Here is a 16,262-nt window from a genome sequence, read left to right as displayed (position 1 = left end):
TAGGGCCGAAAAGAGTTTGGTCCGCGGCGCTTCCGAGGGCTGCCAGTTCGCCCGGGCGGCGCGGCGTTAGCGGCTGGCCCAGACGTCCAGGTTGAGGCGTTCCAGGACGCCGGGGACGAAGAGGCCGGCGATCGAGAGCAGCGAGATGATCGTGAAGGCGGTGCGGAGCACCACGACCTCCACCTTGCCGCCCACCTTGACGGCCATGCTGTTCGGGATGCCGACCATGCGCCACATCCGGCGATTGATCGGAATCGGCCAGAGAATCGGTACGCCGTTCTTGGTGATCATGTCGCCCAGGATGTGGACGACGCAGCCTATGGCCACGGCCAGACCGAGGAGCGGATAACCGCGGTCGCCCGGGAGGTTCGCAGCAGTGAACCAGGCGATGAACGCCGAGGCGAGGGTGACGATCACCCAGCCGGCGCGTTCGGCCCACTCGTCGAAGAGGCCGCGCAGCGCCAACCCTGCCATGAAGAAGACGATGCCGACCACCGCCCATTTTCCGTACGCGGTAGCCAGGGCCGTGGTGCCCCAGCCGATCAGCGCGCAGAACGGCAGCGTGTGGGTGAACGTGCGGTGCCCGTTGTCGCGGCGTGGGTCGCGGCTCAGTTTCGTCGCCGTGTAGACGCCGAGCGAGAACTTCTCGACCACCTCGGCGACGAACAGTGACGCGACGCCGAACGTGCGGGCGACCGTGGCGCCGCCCTGGTTGCGGGTGACCTTTCCGGACATGTCCAGGTCGGGCAGGAGTGCGCCGCCGGCGCAGACCGCCGTTCCGACCGCGACCTCGAGCGGTGACTGGCTGACGCCGGCGAACTGGGCGAGCGCCCAGCTACCCGCCAGCCAGGCGGCCGCGCCCGAAAGCGCGTGCGACGGTCCCATCATGTGTTTCGTCCCTCCCCGAACAAACTCGGCCACTCTGGCAGAGGGAGGGACGAAGATCAACGACCGTCGCGGCCACGTCGGAGTGGTGCCGGACACCCGACAGCGGGTGGTCAGTGGACGCGGCCGTGCGCGTAGCTGTAGCGGAATTGATAGCGGCCATAACGGGCGTGCCGGACCAAGCCCATGACCAGGAACGCGATCGGAATGACCGGCCAGAAGAACTGCGCTCCGGAGAGCAGCCACAGTCCGGTCAGGACGCCACCGATGATCAGGATGAAACTGGCGTGCCGTTGCAGCGACCGGCGTGTCGCGGCCCGCGCCTGTGGTGTGCGGGCCAGAGCGGCGCGGCCACCGTCGGGGAGATCTGAGGTGAGCGGCGCGAGCTCGTCGCGATAAATAGCCGCGTACGCCTTGGCGAGCCGTTCCTCCCCCTCGTTGAGATCGATCCGTCCTTCGGCCATCGAGGCACGCAGGATCTCGGCGACCTGTTCGCGTTCGGTGTCGGAGGTGCGGAGCCGGGTCTCGGGTTGCATGGGGTCTCCTCTTGTCGGTCCCGTCGGGCGGGTCCTGGTGATGGATTCAGCCTCCTCGCAACGGCATCCCGGCGCGTCGCCCGGCGGGAGCATCCCGAGGGAGTGCTCAAGGCCTCACGGCGCACGCGGCATACGCCCGGGGGAGTACGCGGGCCGACCCCGGTAGTAGGCCCGTGGGCCGACGCGGCGGCAGTGCCGATTGCCGTAGGTTCGCTGCATGAGGCATCCGGGCAGTCCGCAGCGGTTCGCCGCAGAGCGTGCTCACCGGCCGCCCTGGGCGCGGGCCTCGCGGTCGCGCGGCAAGCATGACGGCTGGCCCGGTTCCCCACCGTGGGCGGGCCAGCCGTGGGCGCGTTACCAAGAGGACGACTGGCCGCGGCCACGGCCGCCGTGGGCGCGGCGCTGGCACGGGCACTGGCCGCCCGGCGCGGTGATCGGCGCGGTGCTGTTCCACGTGCTCGGCGCCCGTGACTACGCCGTTCACCTCGACTCTCTTCGTCTCGGCTCCTTTCATCTGGGCTCCGTTCACGTCGGCAGCAGCGCGCTGGTCTACGGTCTGCTGCTCGTCGGCCCGCTCGCACTGTTCTGGCGGTGGCGCGCGCCGGCCCGGGTCTTCGCCGTGGCAGCAGCGGGTTCGATCGCCGTCGCCACGATCGCGTCGCCCCACTGGACGTACGCGGTGGCCCCGCTCATCGCCCTGTTCAGCCTCTCCTTCACCGGCCGGCACCGGACCGCCTTCGTCGCGGCGGCGCTGGCCGGGGCGGCCTACCTGCTGGTCACGCTGGTGCTGATGGGTCCGCTGGGGCTGCCCGGCACCCCGCCAGGGCTGCGGGAGTCGTTGCTGCTCGTCGGCGGGCTGGGCGGTTCGGTGGTGGTCGGCGCGGTCGCCAAGGCGTACTCCGAGCAGGTTGCCGCGATCACGAAGGTCCGGCTGGAGCAGGCCCGGGCCCGAGAGGAGCAGGAGCGCCGCCAGGCCTCCGAGGAGCGGCTCCGGATCGCCCGGGAGCTGCACGACGTGCTCGGCCACCACCTCTCGCTGATCAACGTGCAGGCCGGCGTCGGGCTGCACCTGATGGACAGCCGCCCCGAGCAGGCCCGCGAGGCGCTGTCCGCGATCAAGACGGCGAGTTCGGAGGCGTTGCGTGAGGTGCGCTCGGTGCTCGGGGTGCTGCGCACCGAGGGCGAGGCGGCGCCCCGGCAGCCGGTGCTCGGCCTGGCCCGGCTGGAGGACCTGACCGCCGACGCGGGGTTCCCGGTGCGGACCGTGATCCGCGGCGAGCCCCGCGACCTGCCGGCCGAGGTCGACCGTGCGGCCTACCGAATCGTGCAGGAAGCCCTGACCAACGTGCGCCGCCACGGTGCTGCCACCGGCCCATCGCCGGACGCCGAGGTGGCAGTGAGCTACCTGCCGTCCGCCCTCCACTTCTCCATCCGCAACAGCGGCCCACCCCCCACCGACCCGCCACCCCGGTCCGACCCGCCACCCCGGTCCGATCCGCCAGCCCGGTCCGATCCGCCAGCCCGGTTCGATCCGCCAGGCCGGTTCGATCCGCCAGGCCGGTTCGATCCGCCAGGCCGGTCCGATTCGCCAGGCCGGTCCGATTCGCCAGGCCGGTCCGATCCGCCAGCCCGGTCCGACCCGACCAAGCGGGCCGACCGGGCCGATCCGATAGACCAGGGCGGTGATGAGGGGGAGCGGGGCAGCGGCATCGCTGGGATGCGGGCGCGGGCGGAGAGCCTGGGCGGGCGCTTCGAGGCGGGCCGGCCGGCGGCGGGCGGCTTCCTGGTGTCGGTCGTGCTCCCAACAGGAGAGTCATGAGGGCGGGGATGGGCATGATCTCAGTGGTCCTGGCGGATGATCAGGCGCTGGTTCGGGCGGGCTTCCGGGCGCTGCTCGACGCGGAGCCGGACATCACGGTGGTGGGTGAGGCCGCCGACGGGCTGCAGGCCGTGAGTCTGGTCCGGGAGACCCGGGCGGACATCGTGCTGATGGACATCCGGATGCCCGGCGTCGACGGCCTTGAGGCGACCCGCCGGATCGCCGCCGATCCAGAGCTGGCCGGCACCAAGGTGGTCATTCTGACCACGTTCGAGCTGGATGAGTACGTTTTCGAGGCGCTCCGGACCGGGGCTTCCGGGTTCCTGGTGAAAGACACCGAGCCGGTCGAGCTGCTGCGGGCCGTGCGCGTCGTCGCGGCCGGTGAGGCGCTGCTGTCGCCGAGCGTGACGCGGCGGGTGATCGGCGAGTTCGCGGCCGGACCGGCCGTCCGTGGCCGGGCCCCGGAGCCGTCCCGGCAGCTGGAGCAGCTGACCGATCGCGAACGGGAGGTGATGGTTCTGGTCGCCGAAGGCCTGTCCAACGACGAGATCGCCGGCCGCCTGATCATCAGCCCGGCCACGGCGAAAACACACGTGAGCCGGACGATGATCAAGCTGAGCGCCCGCGACCGGACCCAGCTGGTGGTCCTGGCCTACGAAGCCGGCCTGATCAGACCAGGCTGGCTCAGCAGCTGACCCGCGCTGGTCACCCCGGCCGGCCCGCGCTGGTCACGCCAGCCGGCCCGCGCGCTGGTCACCCCAGCCGGCCTGCGCTGGTCACCCCAGCCGGCCTGCGCCGGTCACCGGCCAAACCGCGGCGGCCACCGGCCGGCCCGCGCCCGGTCACCAGCCGGGGATGATGCCTTCGCCCGGTTCGGCGAACCAGGCAGGCGCCTGCTCGGGCAGGGCCGTCTGGATGCGGTGGTGGGCATAGGGGTTGAGCTCGGGCAGCGCATCCAACGCGAACCAGCCGACCTGCAACGACTCCGAGTCGTTCACCCGGGCCTCGCCGCTCACGGCGCGGCAGCGGAACCAGGAGTTGACCATCTGGCACTGGTCGCCGTTGGTGTACGTGACGTCGTGCAGGGCGATTCCGGCCAGGCGTTCGATCTTCACCTGGACGGCGGTCTCCTCTTCGACCTCGCGGATCACCGCGTCGGCCGGTTGTTCGCCGGGATCCATGATGCCGGCGATCAGGGTCCACCGGGCGTTGTCGCTGCGCTGGTGCAGCAGGACCTCGCCGAGATCGTTGAAGACGACCGCGGTCACCGTCGGGAACAGGATCAAGCCGGTGCCGACCTTGGCGCGCAGGTCGACCACGTAATCGGAAGCAGGCACGACGCCGACCCTAGTCGGCGGCGGCGAGGACTGATCGGTTTCGGCCGGCTGCCTTCGCCTCGTACAGGGCGGCGTCGGCGACGCGCATCAGGTCGCCGGGGTCGGTTCCGGTGGCGCCGCCGACCGAGACGGTCACGCCCAGCAGCACGTCGTCGTCCGCTTTGACGGGCAGGCCGGCGACGGCGACTCGGATCCGTTCGGCGAAGTCGCGCAGGTTGACGGCGTCGATGTGGGGCGCCAGGAGGACGAACTCCTCGCCGCCGTACCGGCCGACCACCGAGCCGGTGCGGGCGTTGTTCCGGAGCCGGTCGGCCACCTCCCGCAGCGTCCGGTCACCGGCCGGGTGCCCGTAGGTGTCGTTGACCCGTTTGAAGTGATCTACGTCGACGATCAGCAGGCCGACCTCGTACCCATGGCGTTTGGCTCGTCGGCACTCGGCCGTGAGTGATTCCTCGAAGGCGCGGCGGGTCCGCAGGCCGGTGAGGCCGTCGTTGACCGCGACCTGGCGCTGCGTCGCGACCAGACCGGACATCCGGGCCAGGACCAGCAGGAACATCACGGCACAGGCGGCGCTCGCCAGCGGAACACTGAGGTCGTCACCGCGCAGGTGCTCGATCATCTGGACGGCCGGAGCCATCAGGACGGCGATGGCGAGCATCAGCAGGCGGCCGCGTGAGGCGTCCGGGATGGCGCTGCCGGTGCGCTGGTCGAAGGTCCGGATCCCGGAGTGCAGGGCGGCTGCGGCGAGCAGGCCGAGCGAGGTCATCCAGACGGCGTCGAGCCAGGCCTCCGTGGTGCTCTCGCCGGACACCACGCCGAGCACCGCGTAGAGCAGATCGGCGGTGAACATCAGGGTCAGGCTGGTCAGCAGCAGGTACAGCACCGGCCCGCGTGTGCCGGCGCCCAGCATGAGACGGACGGCGAGGATCAAGAGCATCAGATCCAGGACCGGGTACGCCGATTCGGTGAGCTTGGCCGCAAGAGGAAGCCCGGAGTCCGAGGTGAGCGGCTCCACCAGGTACACCCAGGTCAGCAGGCCCGCGCTGCAGGCGACGATGAGCGCGTCGATGCCGCTGGCCAGGTCCCAGCCCGGTGTGCGCCGGCGGATGAACATCAGAACGGCGGTCACGGCGAACGCGTAATAGATGAAGTAGACGACGTCAGCCGGGGTCGGTTCGAGGAATTCACCCAGCCAGTTGTCGAACACCGACATGGTGTCGCCGGTGGCGTAGAGCAGCTGCGCCACGGCCAGGATCAGCCAGCCGCCCCGGTGCGGTGGCCGGTGCCGCAGCGTGCCGATCACGATGAGCACCGGTGTGGCGATGCTGACGAGCAGGTACGGCGCGACGATCACCAGGTAGGACCGGTCCGACCGGCCGAGCAGGAGCCGGGCCACGACGCAGGCGGCCAGCACGAGAAGCCAGAGGTACAGCGTGAGGCCGCCGGCCGGGGCCCGCCACCGGGAAATTCGCTCGCGCTGCACCCGGCAAACCTTCCCGGGTCCGGTTGCGGTCCGGGTGCCGAACCGGATTCTTCCGGTTGCTGGCGGAGGCCCATAAGCCGTGGCATGCCATAAACCCCAGGATCCGACCCACGATGAGACTTGTTCACGGCGGTGGAGACGAAGTTTCGGTAACTTTTTCTGACAAAGGGTCCAGATAGGCCGTGAACAAGTCTCACTTGACACATCCACGTGACAGTCTCAGTGTGATCGACTTCGGACGAAGAGTTATTGGAGGGCGTAAGTGTCGGAGCGGGACCGGCTGGCTCAGGCGGACTCCGGCGAGCAGCCGTGGCGCGCATGGGGTCCCTACCTGGCCGAGCGTGCCTGGGGCACGGTTCGTGAGGATTACAGCGAACACGGCACGGCCTGGGATTACTTCCCGCACGATCACGCGCGCTCCCGTGCGTACCGGTGGAACGAGGACGGCATGGCCGGCCTCTGCGACGACCGTCAGACGTTCGCCTTCGCGCTCGCGCTCTGGAACGGCGAGGACGCGATCCTCAAAGAGCGGATGTTCGGCCTCGGTGGCGACGGCGGCAACCACGGCGAGGACGCCAAGGACTACTGGTGGTACCAGGACTCGACGCCCACCCACTCGTGGATGCGCTGGCGGTACCACTATCCGCAGGAGGAATTTCCGTACGACCAGCTGGTACGCGTCAACGGCCAGCGCTCCCGCAACGAGGGCGAGTACGAGCTCGTCGACACCGGCATCTTCGACCAGGACCGCTTCTGGGCGGTGACCGTCGATTACGCGAAGGCGTCGCCGACCGACGTCTGCATCGCGATCACCGTCTCCAACCGGGGCCCCGATCCGGCGACCCTGCACGTGCTGCCCAGCCTCTGGTTCCGCAACACCTGGTCGTGGGGCCTGCCGAACCGGACCGCGCCGGCGATGGCGGGCACGCCGGGTCGGCTGGCCGGCATTCATCGGTCGATCGGTCACATCACGCTGGACGGCGTCGACGAGGCGCCGGCGCTGATGTGCGACAACGAGACGAACTCGCAGCGGCTGTGGGGGCTGCCGGGGCGGTCGCCGTACCCGAAGGACGGGATCAACGACTTCCTGATCCACGACATGCCGACGGTGAACCCGCTGGGCACCGGAACCAAAGGCGCTCTACATTACGAAATTTCCCTTAAATCGGGAGAAACTCGGACGATTCGCCTACGGCTTACCCAGAGCGACCGGCCTCTCGAAGCCGCCGACCTCGACGCCGGCTGGGACGACGTCATGCGGTCGCGCCAAACCGAAGCCGACAAGTTCTTCGACAGCGTGATCCCGCAGGCCGCCTCCGCCGACGAGAAGCAGGTGGCCCGGCAGGCCATCGCCGGGCTGATGTGGGGCAAGCAGTTCTACCACTTCGACGTGAAGCAGTGGCTGGTCGGCGACCCGGCCAACTCGCCACCACCACCGGGCCGGCGCTACGGGCGCAACAACGGCTGGTGGCACATGAACAGCTTCGACGTGATCAGCATGCCGGACCCGTGGGAGTACCCCTGGTACGCGGCCTGGGACCTGGCCTTCCACTGCGTCAGCATCGCGCGCGTCGACCCGGGTTTCGCCAAGTCCCAGCTCCTGCTGCTGCTCCGCGAGTGGTACCTGCACCCCAACGGCCAGATCCCGGCGTACGAATGGTCGTTCGCCGACGTGAACCCGCCGGTGCACGCCTGGGCCGCGCTGCGCGTCTTCGAGATCGACGGCTCCCGGGACCACGACTTCCTGTCCCGGATCATGCACAAGCTGCTGCTCAACTTCACCTGGTGGGTCAACCGCAAGGACGTCGGCGGCAACAACGTCTTCGAGGGCGGCTTCCTCGGCCTGGACAACGTCGGCCCGTTCGACAGGTCGGCGGCGCTGCCCGTCGCCGGGGTGCTCGAACAGTCCGACGGCACGGGCTGGATGGCGATGTACGCCCTCAACCTGCTCGACATGTCGATCATCCTGGCGCTGCACGACCGGGCGTACGAGGACATGGCCACGAAGTTCTTCGAGCACTTCACGTACATCGCCGAGGCCGCGTACCGGCAGGGGCTCTGGGACGACGAGGACAGCTTCTTCTACGACGTGCTGCGGCTGCCCGACGGGCACAAGGTGCCGTTGAAGGCCCGCTCGATCGTCGGCCTGCTGCCGCTCGCCGCCACCACCCGGCTCACCTCGGACACGCTGAACCGGCTGCCGTCGCTGAACTCGCGGGTGCGCTGGATGCTGCACACCCAGCGTGACTACGGCGACGTGATCAGCGCGCGGCGGCTCGGTGGCGCCGACCGGCGGCAGCAGCGGCTGCTTAGCATGGTGGGTCAGGACCAGTTGCTCCGGATATTGGCGAGGCTGCTCGACCCCGAGGAGTTCCTGTCGCCGTACGGTCTGCGTACCCTGTCTCGCTCTCACCTGGAGAAACCCTTCACGGTCTCGCTCGGCGGGTCGGATTTCACCGTGGGTTACGAGCCTGCCGAGAGCACCAGCGGGTTGTTCGGCGGCAACTCGAACTGGCGCGGGCCGGTCTGGATGCCGGTGAACTATCTGCTGGTGGAGGCGCTGCGGGAGTTCGCGTCGTTCTACGGCGACGATCTGAAGGCGGAGTACCCGACCGGGTCGCAGACGAAGATGCCGCTCGGCGAGATCGCCGACGACATGTCGCGGCGCTTGATCGCGCTGTTCCTGCCCGGCGCGGACGGGCGACGGCCGATCTACGGCGCGACGGACCTCTTCCAGACCCACCCGGACTGGAAGGATCTCATCGTCTTCCCCGAGTATTTCCACGGTGACAACGGCGCCGGCCTGGGAGCATGGCACCAGACCGGGTGGACCGCGCTCGTGATCGACCTCATTTTCGAATTGCACTCGAAACCCGTGCAACCTTAGAACCGGCTGCGAACGTTCCACCTCCGTCGAAGGAGGTAGCCGATCTTGAACGCCGAGGAAGAGGAAGGTTTTCGCCAGTTCGTGGCGGCCCAGCTGGGCCCGCTCCGGAAGCTGGCGTACCTCACCTGCGGTAACTGGCACACGGCTGAGGACGCCGTTGCCACCGCCCTGGCCAAGCTTTATCCGCGCTGGCGCAAGCTCGACCGGCCCGACCTGTACGCCAAGACCATGGTGTACCGGGCAGCGGTCGACGAGACCCGCCGGCCGTGGCGCCGGGAACGCTCCGCCGGGGATGCCATGCCGGATGTCGCCCTGCGTGACGACCCGGCGGCCGCCACTGACGAGCGTCTCCGGGTTCAGGTCGCGCTGCGCGCGGTGCCACGCAAGCAGCGTGCCGCGCTGATCCTCCGCTACTACCTCGGGCTCAGCCTCGAGGAGACCGCGGGAGTTCTGGGTGTCTCCGTCGGCACCGCCAAGAGCCAGACGTCGCGCGGGCTCAGCCGCCTGCGCGAGATTCTGGTAGCCGAAAAGATCGACCTTCAGGTCGCGGAAATCGAGGAGTTGTCCCGTGCGGTTGCATGAGGTGGTGGATCTGGCGACGTCGGACGCGCCGCCGGACTCGAACACGGTCGATGAGATCGTCGGACGCGGCCGGAAGGTGCAGCGCCGCCGCCGCGCGGCTTTCGCCGGCGCGGGCGCGGCCTTCGCGGTGGTTGCGGTGAGTGCGGCGGTCTCCGTTCCTTCGATCTTCGGGGGTACGGGACAGAGCACGGTGACGCCGCCCGCGGCCGCTCCCGGCACAGTGGCCGTCGCCCCGGCGAGCTGGGCCTTCCCGGAGGACCCGTTCACGTTCACGTTCGACGCGTACGACGCGGGCCGCTGGCATGTGCAGGCGCCGATCGTCACGTCGACGGCGTACCAGATCGCGTCGGTCTACCTGGACGGCCGGGAGTCGAACGACAGGGCGGCGACCGATGAAGAGGTCGACGCCATGAACGACAAGCTGGAGAAGCTCAAGAACGGCGAGGCCGTTCCGGAGACTCCGACGATCTACGCGTACCTGGTGCTGTACCGGCCCGGCGCGTTCGACCCGGCGAAGCTGGCCGGCGCCACGGCGCTGACCGTGGACGGGAAGAAGGCGTACCAGACCGGTGGCGACGGCAACGGCTCGATGTACCGTCGCGCCCTGGCCTGGGAGTACGCGCCGGACGCGTACGCCGTCCTGGAGAGCCACTCCAGCGAGGAGATCGACCCGTCCGCCGACGAGATGCAGAAGATCGTCGCCGGTCTGAAGCCGTCCTCGTCGCCGGCCAAGGCGAAGCTGCCGTTCGAGCTGGACTACGTTCCGGCCGGATACCAGCCCGTCGAGACCGGCACGAACGCGATGTCCGGCCTCAACGGCATCGCCGCGGCTCGGGACGGCGACTTCGGTGGCGCGATCTTCTCGAACACGCCGCCGGCCACGTCCGGTCTCGTCGAGCCGTTCGGCGGCGCTGACGGCGAGGACCTCCCGGGCAGCTTCCAGATCTTCGTGGTGCCGCAGACCAACTCGAACCAGACCACCGGCAACACGACGATCAAGTGCGGGAACGGCTTCTGCACGCACCGCAGCCCCGACGGCAAGACCAGCATCCAGGTCGCCAGCGGCGGACGCCTGTCCGACGCGGAGATGACCAAGGTACTCAAGGGCCTGAAACTGGCCGACGTCAAGAAGCCGTCGACCTGGTTCGACGCTTCGGACGCCCTCAAGTAGGAGATCTGTTGAGTAACGGCCGGGCCCTGTGCTCGGCCGTTACTTTTTGGTGCAATGGGAGGCATGACGCAGATCAATGCCGACGCACACATCCGTCTTGCCCGGCCGGTTCGGGATCTGGCCGCGGCCGAGCGCTTCTATGCCGGCGGGCTGGGGCTGGACGTGCTGTACCGAGGTTTCGCCGATGGGCCCGGGGAGCACGACATCGTGATGGTCGGGCTGACCGGGGCCGCGTGGCATCTCGAGCTGGTGTGCGTTCCGGGGCCTGGCGTTCCTGACGTCAGCGAGCACGATCTGCTGGTGATCTATCTGGATGGCTCAGTGCCTGATTCCTGGGGCGAGCGGATCGTCGCGGCGGGCGGAAGCCGGGTGTCCGCCGGGCCGTACTGGGACCGCTGGGGCGTGACGTTCGCCGACCCGGACGGTCATCGGGTGGTCCTGTCCACGCGGAACTGGGCGAACACGCCGGAGGTGGCGCGTCCGCCCAAGGTCTAGCTGGTGCGCGCCTAGTTGGCGCGGCTCACGATTTCCTCGGCCACGTGGCGTAGTTGCTCGTGGTCGGGGTTGAAACCTGCGGCGATGTCCGGGTGCAACCCCGCCTTCGCCTGTTCGAGCAGCATCGTGGTGACCTGCTCGACGCTCTGCCCGTCGTACTGATGGGTGATCTTGGTGGTTGCGGCCTGAAGGGCCGAGCTGAGCTGATCCTCGAGCGGACCGCGCAGCTTCTGCTCCACCGGGTTGAGCGAATAAGGATCAAGAGTCACGTGCGGCTCAGCCAAGGCCCTCTCCTCGCCAGATCATGCTTTTTTGCGAGCTCCTGCTTTTCCAGGTCGTGCTGCGCCGACCGAGTGCCCGCAGCCCCTACCCCCCAAACCAAGCCGAGGTCAACCCCACCGCAAGTGTCACCTCGAAGTATGAGCGTCTCCGGGTGATCACGCGGCTTTCCGCTCTGTTCGCGGGTCGCGCCAGCCGGCGGCTCGCAGCGCCGCCCGGACGTCGGCGACTACCTCTTCCGGCCGGTGCCGGACCGACCACCCGGGAAAGCGCAGCAGCCGCACCCCGCTGATCGCGATCTCGTTGCCGGACCGCATGTCGGCATACCAGCCACGGACCTCCATGTGCTGCGAACCGTCGATCTCCACCTGTACGTCCCACGGCTCGAAGAACACATCCCGGTACCGCCGCCGCCCCGCCCGATCACGCCGCACCGCCTGCCGCGAGGGCTCGGGCAGCCCGGCCTTACGGCAGAGCCGCAGAAACTCCACCTCATAACCCGACTCCGACCCGCCACCCGCGTCGACGAGCGCAGCGGCGATGACCTTCCGCCGCCGCAACCGCCGCCGGGCCCCGAGCACAGCCCACACCTCATCAGCGGCGACAACCCGCTGCTGCAGAGCCGCCGCGACGATCGAAACAGCGGCGGTGTCGGTGAGCGCCCACTGCCCGGCATCAACAAGAGACCGCCCCGCCGTGGTGCACGGAGGATGTGCCATGGAACGGACGTACTCCCGCGGAAGGTGCCGGGTGCGATGCACGATCACCGGGGCGGGACGTCGCGATCGACCCGGCCGTCGGCCACGAGGACATGGATGGTGCCGTCGCCATGGGCGTTCGGCCGCCGGAATCCGCGAAGCGACAGCGCCGTGATCCCGGCGAGAAGCGCCGGCCTGCCCTCACCTGTGGCCAGGCTGGCGACCCACCAGCGCTGAGGCTCACTGATCGGACCGTCGTGAGCGAGGTAAACGCCCCGATGCGCCCGCTGCCATCGCCCGGAGTCGACCCGGTGCCGGACTTCCTTCTCGCTGAGCCAGCGACGCGCCTGCTGCCACGCGACAACTCCCTGCTGGCGCCGGAGCAGTTCGCGAAAGCGCGGATCGATGTGGTCCACCCAGCGAGCGTGGCAACCCACGACCCCTTGCGAAAGCCCCTGTGGACAACCGCGAAGGGCGGTGAGCGCACGCAAAATCGTTCCGCGTGCGCTCACCGCCCCTATGACGGCGGTGAGCGCACGCAAACCGTTTGTGCGTGCGCTCACCGCCCCGAGAAAACGACTTCGCGTGCGTTCACCGCCCCTGTGAACAACTTCGCGTGCGCTCACCGCCCCCTGTGAACGACTTCGCGTACGTTCATGGTCGGGAGACGTAGGCCGGTGGTCCACGGTGAGGCTCTCGATCACCGTGGACCACCGGTACCTCTTTCGCTACCCGCTCACGATCGGGCTAACCACCTCCGCCAGCAATGGCGGCAACAGTTCTCGCAACACGTCCACCCCGTCCCGGCTCAGCACCGACTCCGGGTGGAACTGCACCCCCGCGAATCGCGCCCCGCGCAGCCCGTGGACCAGCCCATCCACCGGATCAACCGCCAGCTCCACATTCGCCGCCACCCCGGCAGAGCCCATCCCCAACCCCGCCTCAGCGGAGCCCACCCCCAACCCCGCCATCGCGGCGAAGCTTGAATAGAAGCCGACCCGGCGGACCGTTCCGAAAAGGTCGATGTCGCGGGCCAGCCCCTGATAAGGCGAGTCCCGGCGAACCAGCGACAACCCCAGCTCCGCCGCCAGCACCTGCTGGCCGAGGCAGACCGCGAAAAACGGCCGCCCCGAGTCCAGCAACGACCGGATCAGCGCGTGCAACGTCGCCATCTTCGGATCGGAGAGGTCACCGGGATCGCCAGGACCCGGGCCGACCACGACAAGATCGGCGGGTGGGACCGGCGCGGACCACGGCACCACCGAGACGCCGAGACCCAAAGCCTTCAGCTGGTGGGCGAGCATCGCGGTGAACGTGTCCTCACCGTCCACGATCACGGCGGTGCGCCCTGCCAGTTCCGGGACCTCCAGCGCGCCCGGCTCCCGGGAATCGAGCCAGAACCGCGCCAGCTCCACATTGCGAGCGGCCAGCAGTTCCTGAGTTTCCGACGATGACGAGGTTTCCCGTACCGAAGAAGAAGCGGAAGTGAAGGCACCCAGAATGCCCGCCGCCTTGGTGTGGGTCTCGGCGATTTCGCCGGCCGGCGTCGAATGCCGGACCAGCGTGGCGCCGACCGGAATGCGCAGCGTGCCGTCCGGGGAGATCTCGGCGGTGCGGATCAGAATGGGCGCGTCAAGCGTCTGCCGACCGGCCGAATCGTGGTCGAGAAGGGCGACGACGCCGGCATAATAGCGGCGTCCGCGCTGTTCGTGGCGGGCGATGACGCGGCAGGCGTTCTCGATCGGGCTGCCGGTGACGGTCGGCGCGAACATTGTCTCGCGGAGCACGTCGCGCACGTCAAGGGAACCGCGCCCGGCGAGCAGATATTCGGTGTGGGTGAGGTGGGCCATTTCCTTGAGGAATGGCCCGGCGACCTGCCCGCCGTGTTCGGCGACGGTGGCCATCATCTTGAGTTCCTCGTCGAGGACCATGTAGAGCTCCTCGATCTCCTTGGGGTCGCGCAGGAAATCGAGGATGGAGCCGGAGCCGTGGCGGAACGTGCCGCTGATCGGATTCATCATGGTGATTTCGTCGGCCACGCTGACGTGGCGTTCCGGGGTGGCGCCGACGAGCGTGCGGGTGCCGGTGTGCACCAGGAACGTCCAGTAGGTGCCCTGCTCGTTCGCGAGCAACCGACCGAAAACAGCCCGCGCCGCCTCGACCGGATCGCCGTCAACAGTGCCGTTCCACACGCGGTGAATGACGAAGTTGGCGCCTTCGCCGTTCCCGATCTCGTCGCGCAGAACACGTTCCACGATCGTGCCGTATTCGGCGTCGCTGATGTCGAATCCGCCGTCCCGAACCGTCAGGTCACCGGGCGGAAAGGCGTCGAGCGGCTGGCGTTCGATGCTGTCGACGAGGAGGCATTCCAGCGGGGCGCCGTCGTCGACGCAGTCGAAACCGCGTTCGGCGATCTGCCGATAGGGGATCACCGCGAGAACGGGCCGGCCCGGTTCCAGCGGAATGCCGGCGAGCGTTTCCACCGTGACGACATCACCGGTGAGCACTTCGACGTGGTCGGCACCGTCGCGGTGGAGCAGGGCGAATGGCATGGGATCCTCGTTCCTCGGCAAGGCCGCTGACCGAGGACGGGCCACAGCAGAACGGCCGCCTCGGAGAGGCGGCCGCGGTAGCTGATTCAGCTCGCGATAAAGGGGCCGCCGGTCAGGCGGGCCACCACATCATTTTCGCGAGCATGGCGGAAAGCTTAAGGCCCGCGCGTTCCGCGCGCCAGAGGGTACGCACAATCGACCCCCGTGGTGACCGCCCACTTGTCACGCGAACGCGCGTCGGATGGCATTGCGAGCCCACCTCATCCGGTTGATCGCACAGTCCGGGTGCTCGCCGAACTCCTGGGCGACCAGCTCGGCACATCCGGTCGCTCCGAGCCGGCCCACCGTGGCGGTGACCGCCTCGCGGATCAGCTCCGGCGTCGGCTCCTGCGAGCGCTGCACATCCGAGGCGAAGAGCGCTTCGGAACGTTCGTCGGCGAGCAGTGCGTTCATCCGGTCCTCCAAGCCATCCGGTGGTGCTGTGGTTTCATCGGCCGCGGTGTTCGGCTGATCCAGCACACCGCCGGGAGGATGCAACCCCGGCTCCTCCAGGTTGCCGCTGAGTTGCACCGGCGTCGTCCCCTGTTCGTGCCTGCCGCCGGTCGCAGTTCCGACCCCCAGCCGGGTTTAACGCGATAAAGTCCAATAAAAGGGTCGAGGGAGGAACTGCCGTGACGACGGTCCTGGTGGCCGACGATGATGCCGACATCCGCGATCTGGTGGCTTTCAAGCTGGAACAGGCCGGTCTGGAGGTCATTACCGTCGGGGACGGGCAGGCCGCCGTGGACACGGCGCGCGCGCATCATCCGACCCTTGCCGTGCTCGACGTCTCGATGCCGGGTCTATCCGGCATCGACGTCTGCCGGATGCTGCGGGCTGACCCCAGCACCGCCGACATGCTGATCATCATGCTGACCGCCCGAGTCCAGGAACAGGACGTCGAAGGCGGCTTCAGCGCGGGCGCCGACGACTACGTGACCAAGCCGTTCAGCCCCCGAGAGCTGGTCTCCCGCATCCAGGCCCTACTAAGCCGAACCCGCACGTAGAGGCCCGACTGAGCCGAACCCGCACGTAGAGGCCCGACTGAGCCGAACCCGCCGGTAGAGGCCCGACTGAGCCGAACCCGCCGGTAGAGGCCCGACTGAGCCGAACCCGCACGTAGAACTCGCCACACCGCCCCGCCCGCGATCGTGACAACCCGGGCCGTCGCATCAGCCACTCGAAATGGCTGGAACCCTACGGCGACATCCCGGCCTGGGTCTTCATCTCCCGCGACCTGCCGCCGAGTTTCGCCATTCGGCGGGCCGCCGACGGGTTCTGGCGCCAAGACGGCTCTCATTGCGAGGTACCGCTCGAATCTTGTGCGGTTCGGCCGTCCGTCCAACCACAAACGCACAAGTTTCCGGGAAGGCCGCCCGCGGCATGCCGACTCCGAGCGTTCCGCGAGCACCCTGATCACGCACTGCCGTCATAAAAGGCGGAAATCGCCGAATCTTGGAAACCTGTGGTGGCCAGAACACCGCCAGAACACCCAAGAT

16 protein-coding genes are annotated in these 16,262 nt (G+C 68.7%); 7 read left to right on the top strand and 9 right to left on the bottom strand.

Features of this window, described 5'->3' with window-relative positions:
* Nucleotides 1–66 precede the first annotated feature (66 nt).
* Together B0I29_RS17675 and B0I29_RS17670 are read right to left on the bottom strand one after the other, a co-directional pair.
* On the bottom strand, nt 67–888 hold the full coding sequence (locus B0I29_RS17675; protein ID WP_111650089.1) for a metal-dependent hydrolase: 822 nt from the start codon (nt 886–888) through the stop codon (nt 67–69).
* A gap of 110 nt (nt 889–998) precedes the next feature.
* The gene (locus B0I29_RS17670; RefSeq protein WP_111650088.1) at nt 999–1,421 is read right to left on the bottom strand and encodes a DUF1707 domain-containing protein; all 423 of its coding nucleotides are present in this window, start codon (nt 1,419–1,421) and stop codon (nt 999–1,001) included.
* A 217-nt stretch (nt 1,422–1,638) separates the two neighbouring features.
* Between B0I29_RS17670 and B0I29_RS17665 the strand changes: the two genes are divergently transcribed.
* Together B0I29_RS17665 and B0I29_RS17660 are read left to right on the top strand one after the other, a co-directional pair.
* A complete protein-coding gene (locus B0I29_RS17665; RefSeq protein ID WP_245972591.1) occupies nt 1,639–3,240 on the top strand; it encodes a sensor histidine kinase in 1,602 nt (533 codons plus the stop codon).
* A 14-nt stretch (nt 3,241–3,254) separates the two neighbouring features.
* Nucleotides 3,255–3,935, top strand: a complete 681-nt coding sequence (locus B0I29_RS17660; RefSeq protein WP_111650233.1) for a response regulator — start codon at nt 3,255–3,257, stop codon at nt 3,933–3,935.
* A gap of 147 nt (nt 3,936–4,082) precedes the next feature.
* Here B0I29_RS17660 and B0I29_RS17655 read toward each other — a convergent pair whose 3' ends face one another.
* Together B0I29_RS17655 and B0I29_RS17650 are read right to left on the bottom strand one after the other, a co-directional pair.
* Entirely contained in the window at nt 4,083–4,577 is a 495-nt protein-coding gene (locus B0I29_RS17655) for an NUDIX hydrolase (RefSeq protein WP_111650086.1), read from the bottom strand.
* Between the two features lie 10 nt (nt 4,578–4,587).
* Nucleotides 4,588–6,060, bottom strand: a complete 1,473-nt coding sequence (locus B0I29_RS17650) for a GGDEF domain-containing protein (RefSeq protein ID WP_245972590.1) — start codon at nt 6,058–6,060, stop codon at nt 4,588–4,590.
* Nucleotides 6,061–6,322: 262 nt separating this feature from the next.
* On the opposite strand from B0I29_RS17650, the gene B0I29_RS17645 reads away from it, so the two are divergent.
* The 4 genes from B0I29_RS17645 (at nt 6,323) to B0I29_RS17630 (ending at nt 11,195) form a co-directional block, all read left to right on the top strand.
* Nucleotides 6,323–8,947, top strand: coding sequence for an MGH1-like glycoside hydrolase domain-containing protein (locus tag B0I29_RS17645; protein ID WP_111650085.1), 2,625 nt, complete (start codon nt 6,323–6,325; stop codon nt 8,945–8,947).
* Between the two features lie 45 nt (nt 8,948–8,992).
* Entirely contained in the window at nt 8,993–9,529 is a 537-nt protein-coding gene (locus tag B0I29_RS17640) for a SigE family RNA polymerase sigma factor (RefSeq protein ID WP_111650084.1), read from the top strand.
* Nucleotides 9,516–10,700 (top strand): hypothetical protein, encoded by a 1,185-nt coding sequence (locus B0I29_RS17635; RefSeq protein WP_146616808.1) that lies wholly within the window; start codon nt 9,516–9,518, stop codon nt 10,698–10,700. The genes B0I29_RS17640 and B0I29_RS17635 overlap by 14 nt, the downstream gene beginning before the upstream one ends.
* A gap of 63 nt (nt 10,701–10,763) precedes the next feature.
* Entirely contained in the window at nt 10,764–11,195 is a 432-nt protein-coding gene (locus B0I29_RS17630; RefSeq protein WP_111650082.1) for a VOC family protein, read from the top strand.
* A gap of 11 nt (nt 11,196–11,206) precedes the next feature.
* Here the strand turns inward: B0I29_RS17630 and B0I29_RS17625 are convergent, their stop codons facing one another.
* From B0I29_RS17625 to B0I29_RS17610, 5 genes are all read right to left on the bottom strand, one after another.
* Nucleotides 11,207–11,479 carry a hypothetical protein gene (locus B0I29_RS17625; protein WP_111650081.1) on the bottom strand — a complete coding sequence of 91 codons (273 nt, stop codon included), beginning with the start codon at nt 11,477–11,479 and terminating at the stop codon, nt 11,207–11,209.
* A 153-nt stretch (nt 11,480–11,632) separates the two neighbouring features.
* The gene (locus tag B0I29_RS46745; protein WP_245972589.1) at nt 11,633–12,193 is read right to left on the bottom strand and encodes a PDDEXK family nuclease; all 561 of its coding nucleotides are present in this window, start codon (nt 12,191–12,193) and stop codon (nt 11,633–11,635) included.
* 44 nt (nt 12,194–12,237) lie between these two features.
* Entirely contained in the window at nt 12,238–12,588 is a 351-nt protein-coding gene (locus tag B0I29_RS46740; RefSeq protein WP_245972588.1) for a type IV toxin-antitoxin system AbiEi family antitoxin domain-containing protein, read from the bottom strand.
* A gap of 312 nt (nt 12,589–12,900) precedes the next feature.
* Complete coding sequence (locus B0I29_RS17615) at nt 12,901–14,724, bottom strand: anthranilate synthase family protein (protein WP_111650080.1); 1,824 nt, start codon at nt 14,722–14,724, stop codon at nt 12,901–12,903.
* A gap of 222 nt (nt 14,725–14,946) precedes the next feature.
* Nucleotides 14,947–15,294 (bottom strand): hypothetical protein, encoded by a 348-nt coding sequence (locus B0I29_RS17610; protein ID WP_245972587.1) that lies wholly within the window; start codon nt 15,292–15,294, stop codon nt 14,947–14,949.
* A 101-nt stretch (nt 15,295–15,395) separates the two neighbouring features.
* Between B0I29_RS17610 and B0I29_RS17605 the strand changes: the two genes are divergently transcribed.
* Nucleotides 15,396–15,770 (top strand): response regulator transcription factor, encoded by a 375-nt coding sequence (locus tag B0I29_RS17605; RefSeq protein WP_111650079.1) that lies wholly within the window; start codon nt 15,396–15,398, stop codon nt 15,768–15,770.
* The last annotated feature ends 492 nt before the right edge of the window (nt 15,771–16,262 follow it).

This window comes from Actinoplanes lutulentus, assembly GCF_003259845.1.
Taxonomy (GTDB): domain Bacteria; phylum Actinomycetota; class Actinomycetes; order Mycobacteriales; family Micromonosporaceae; genus Actinoplanes; species Actinoplanes lutulentus.
This window is presented reverse-complemented; position numbering and strand designations above follow the sequence as displayed.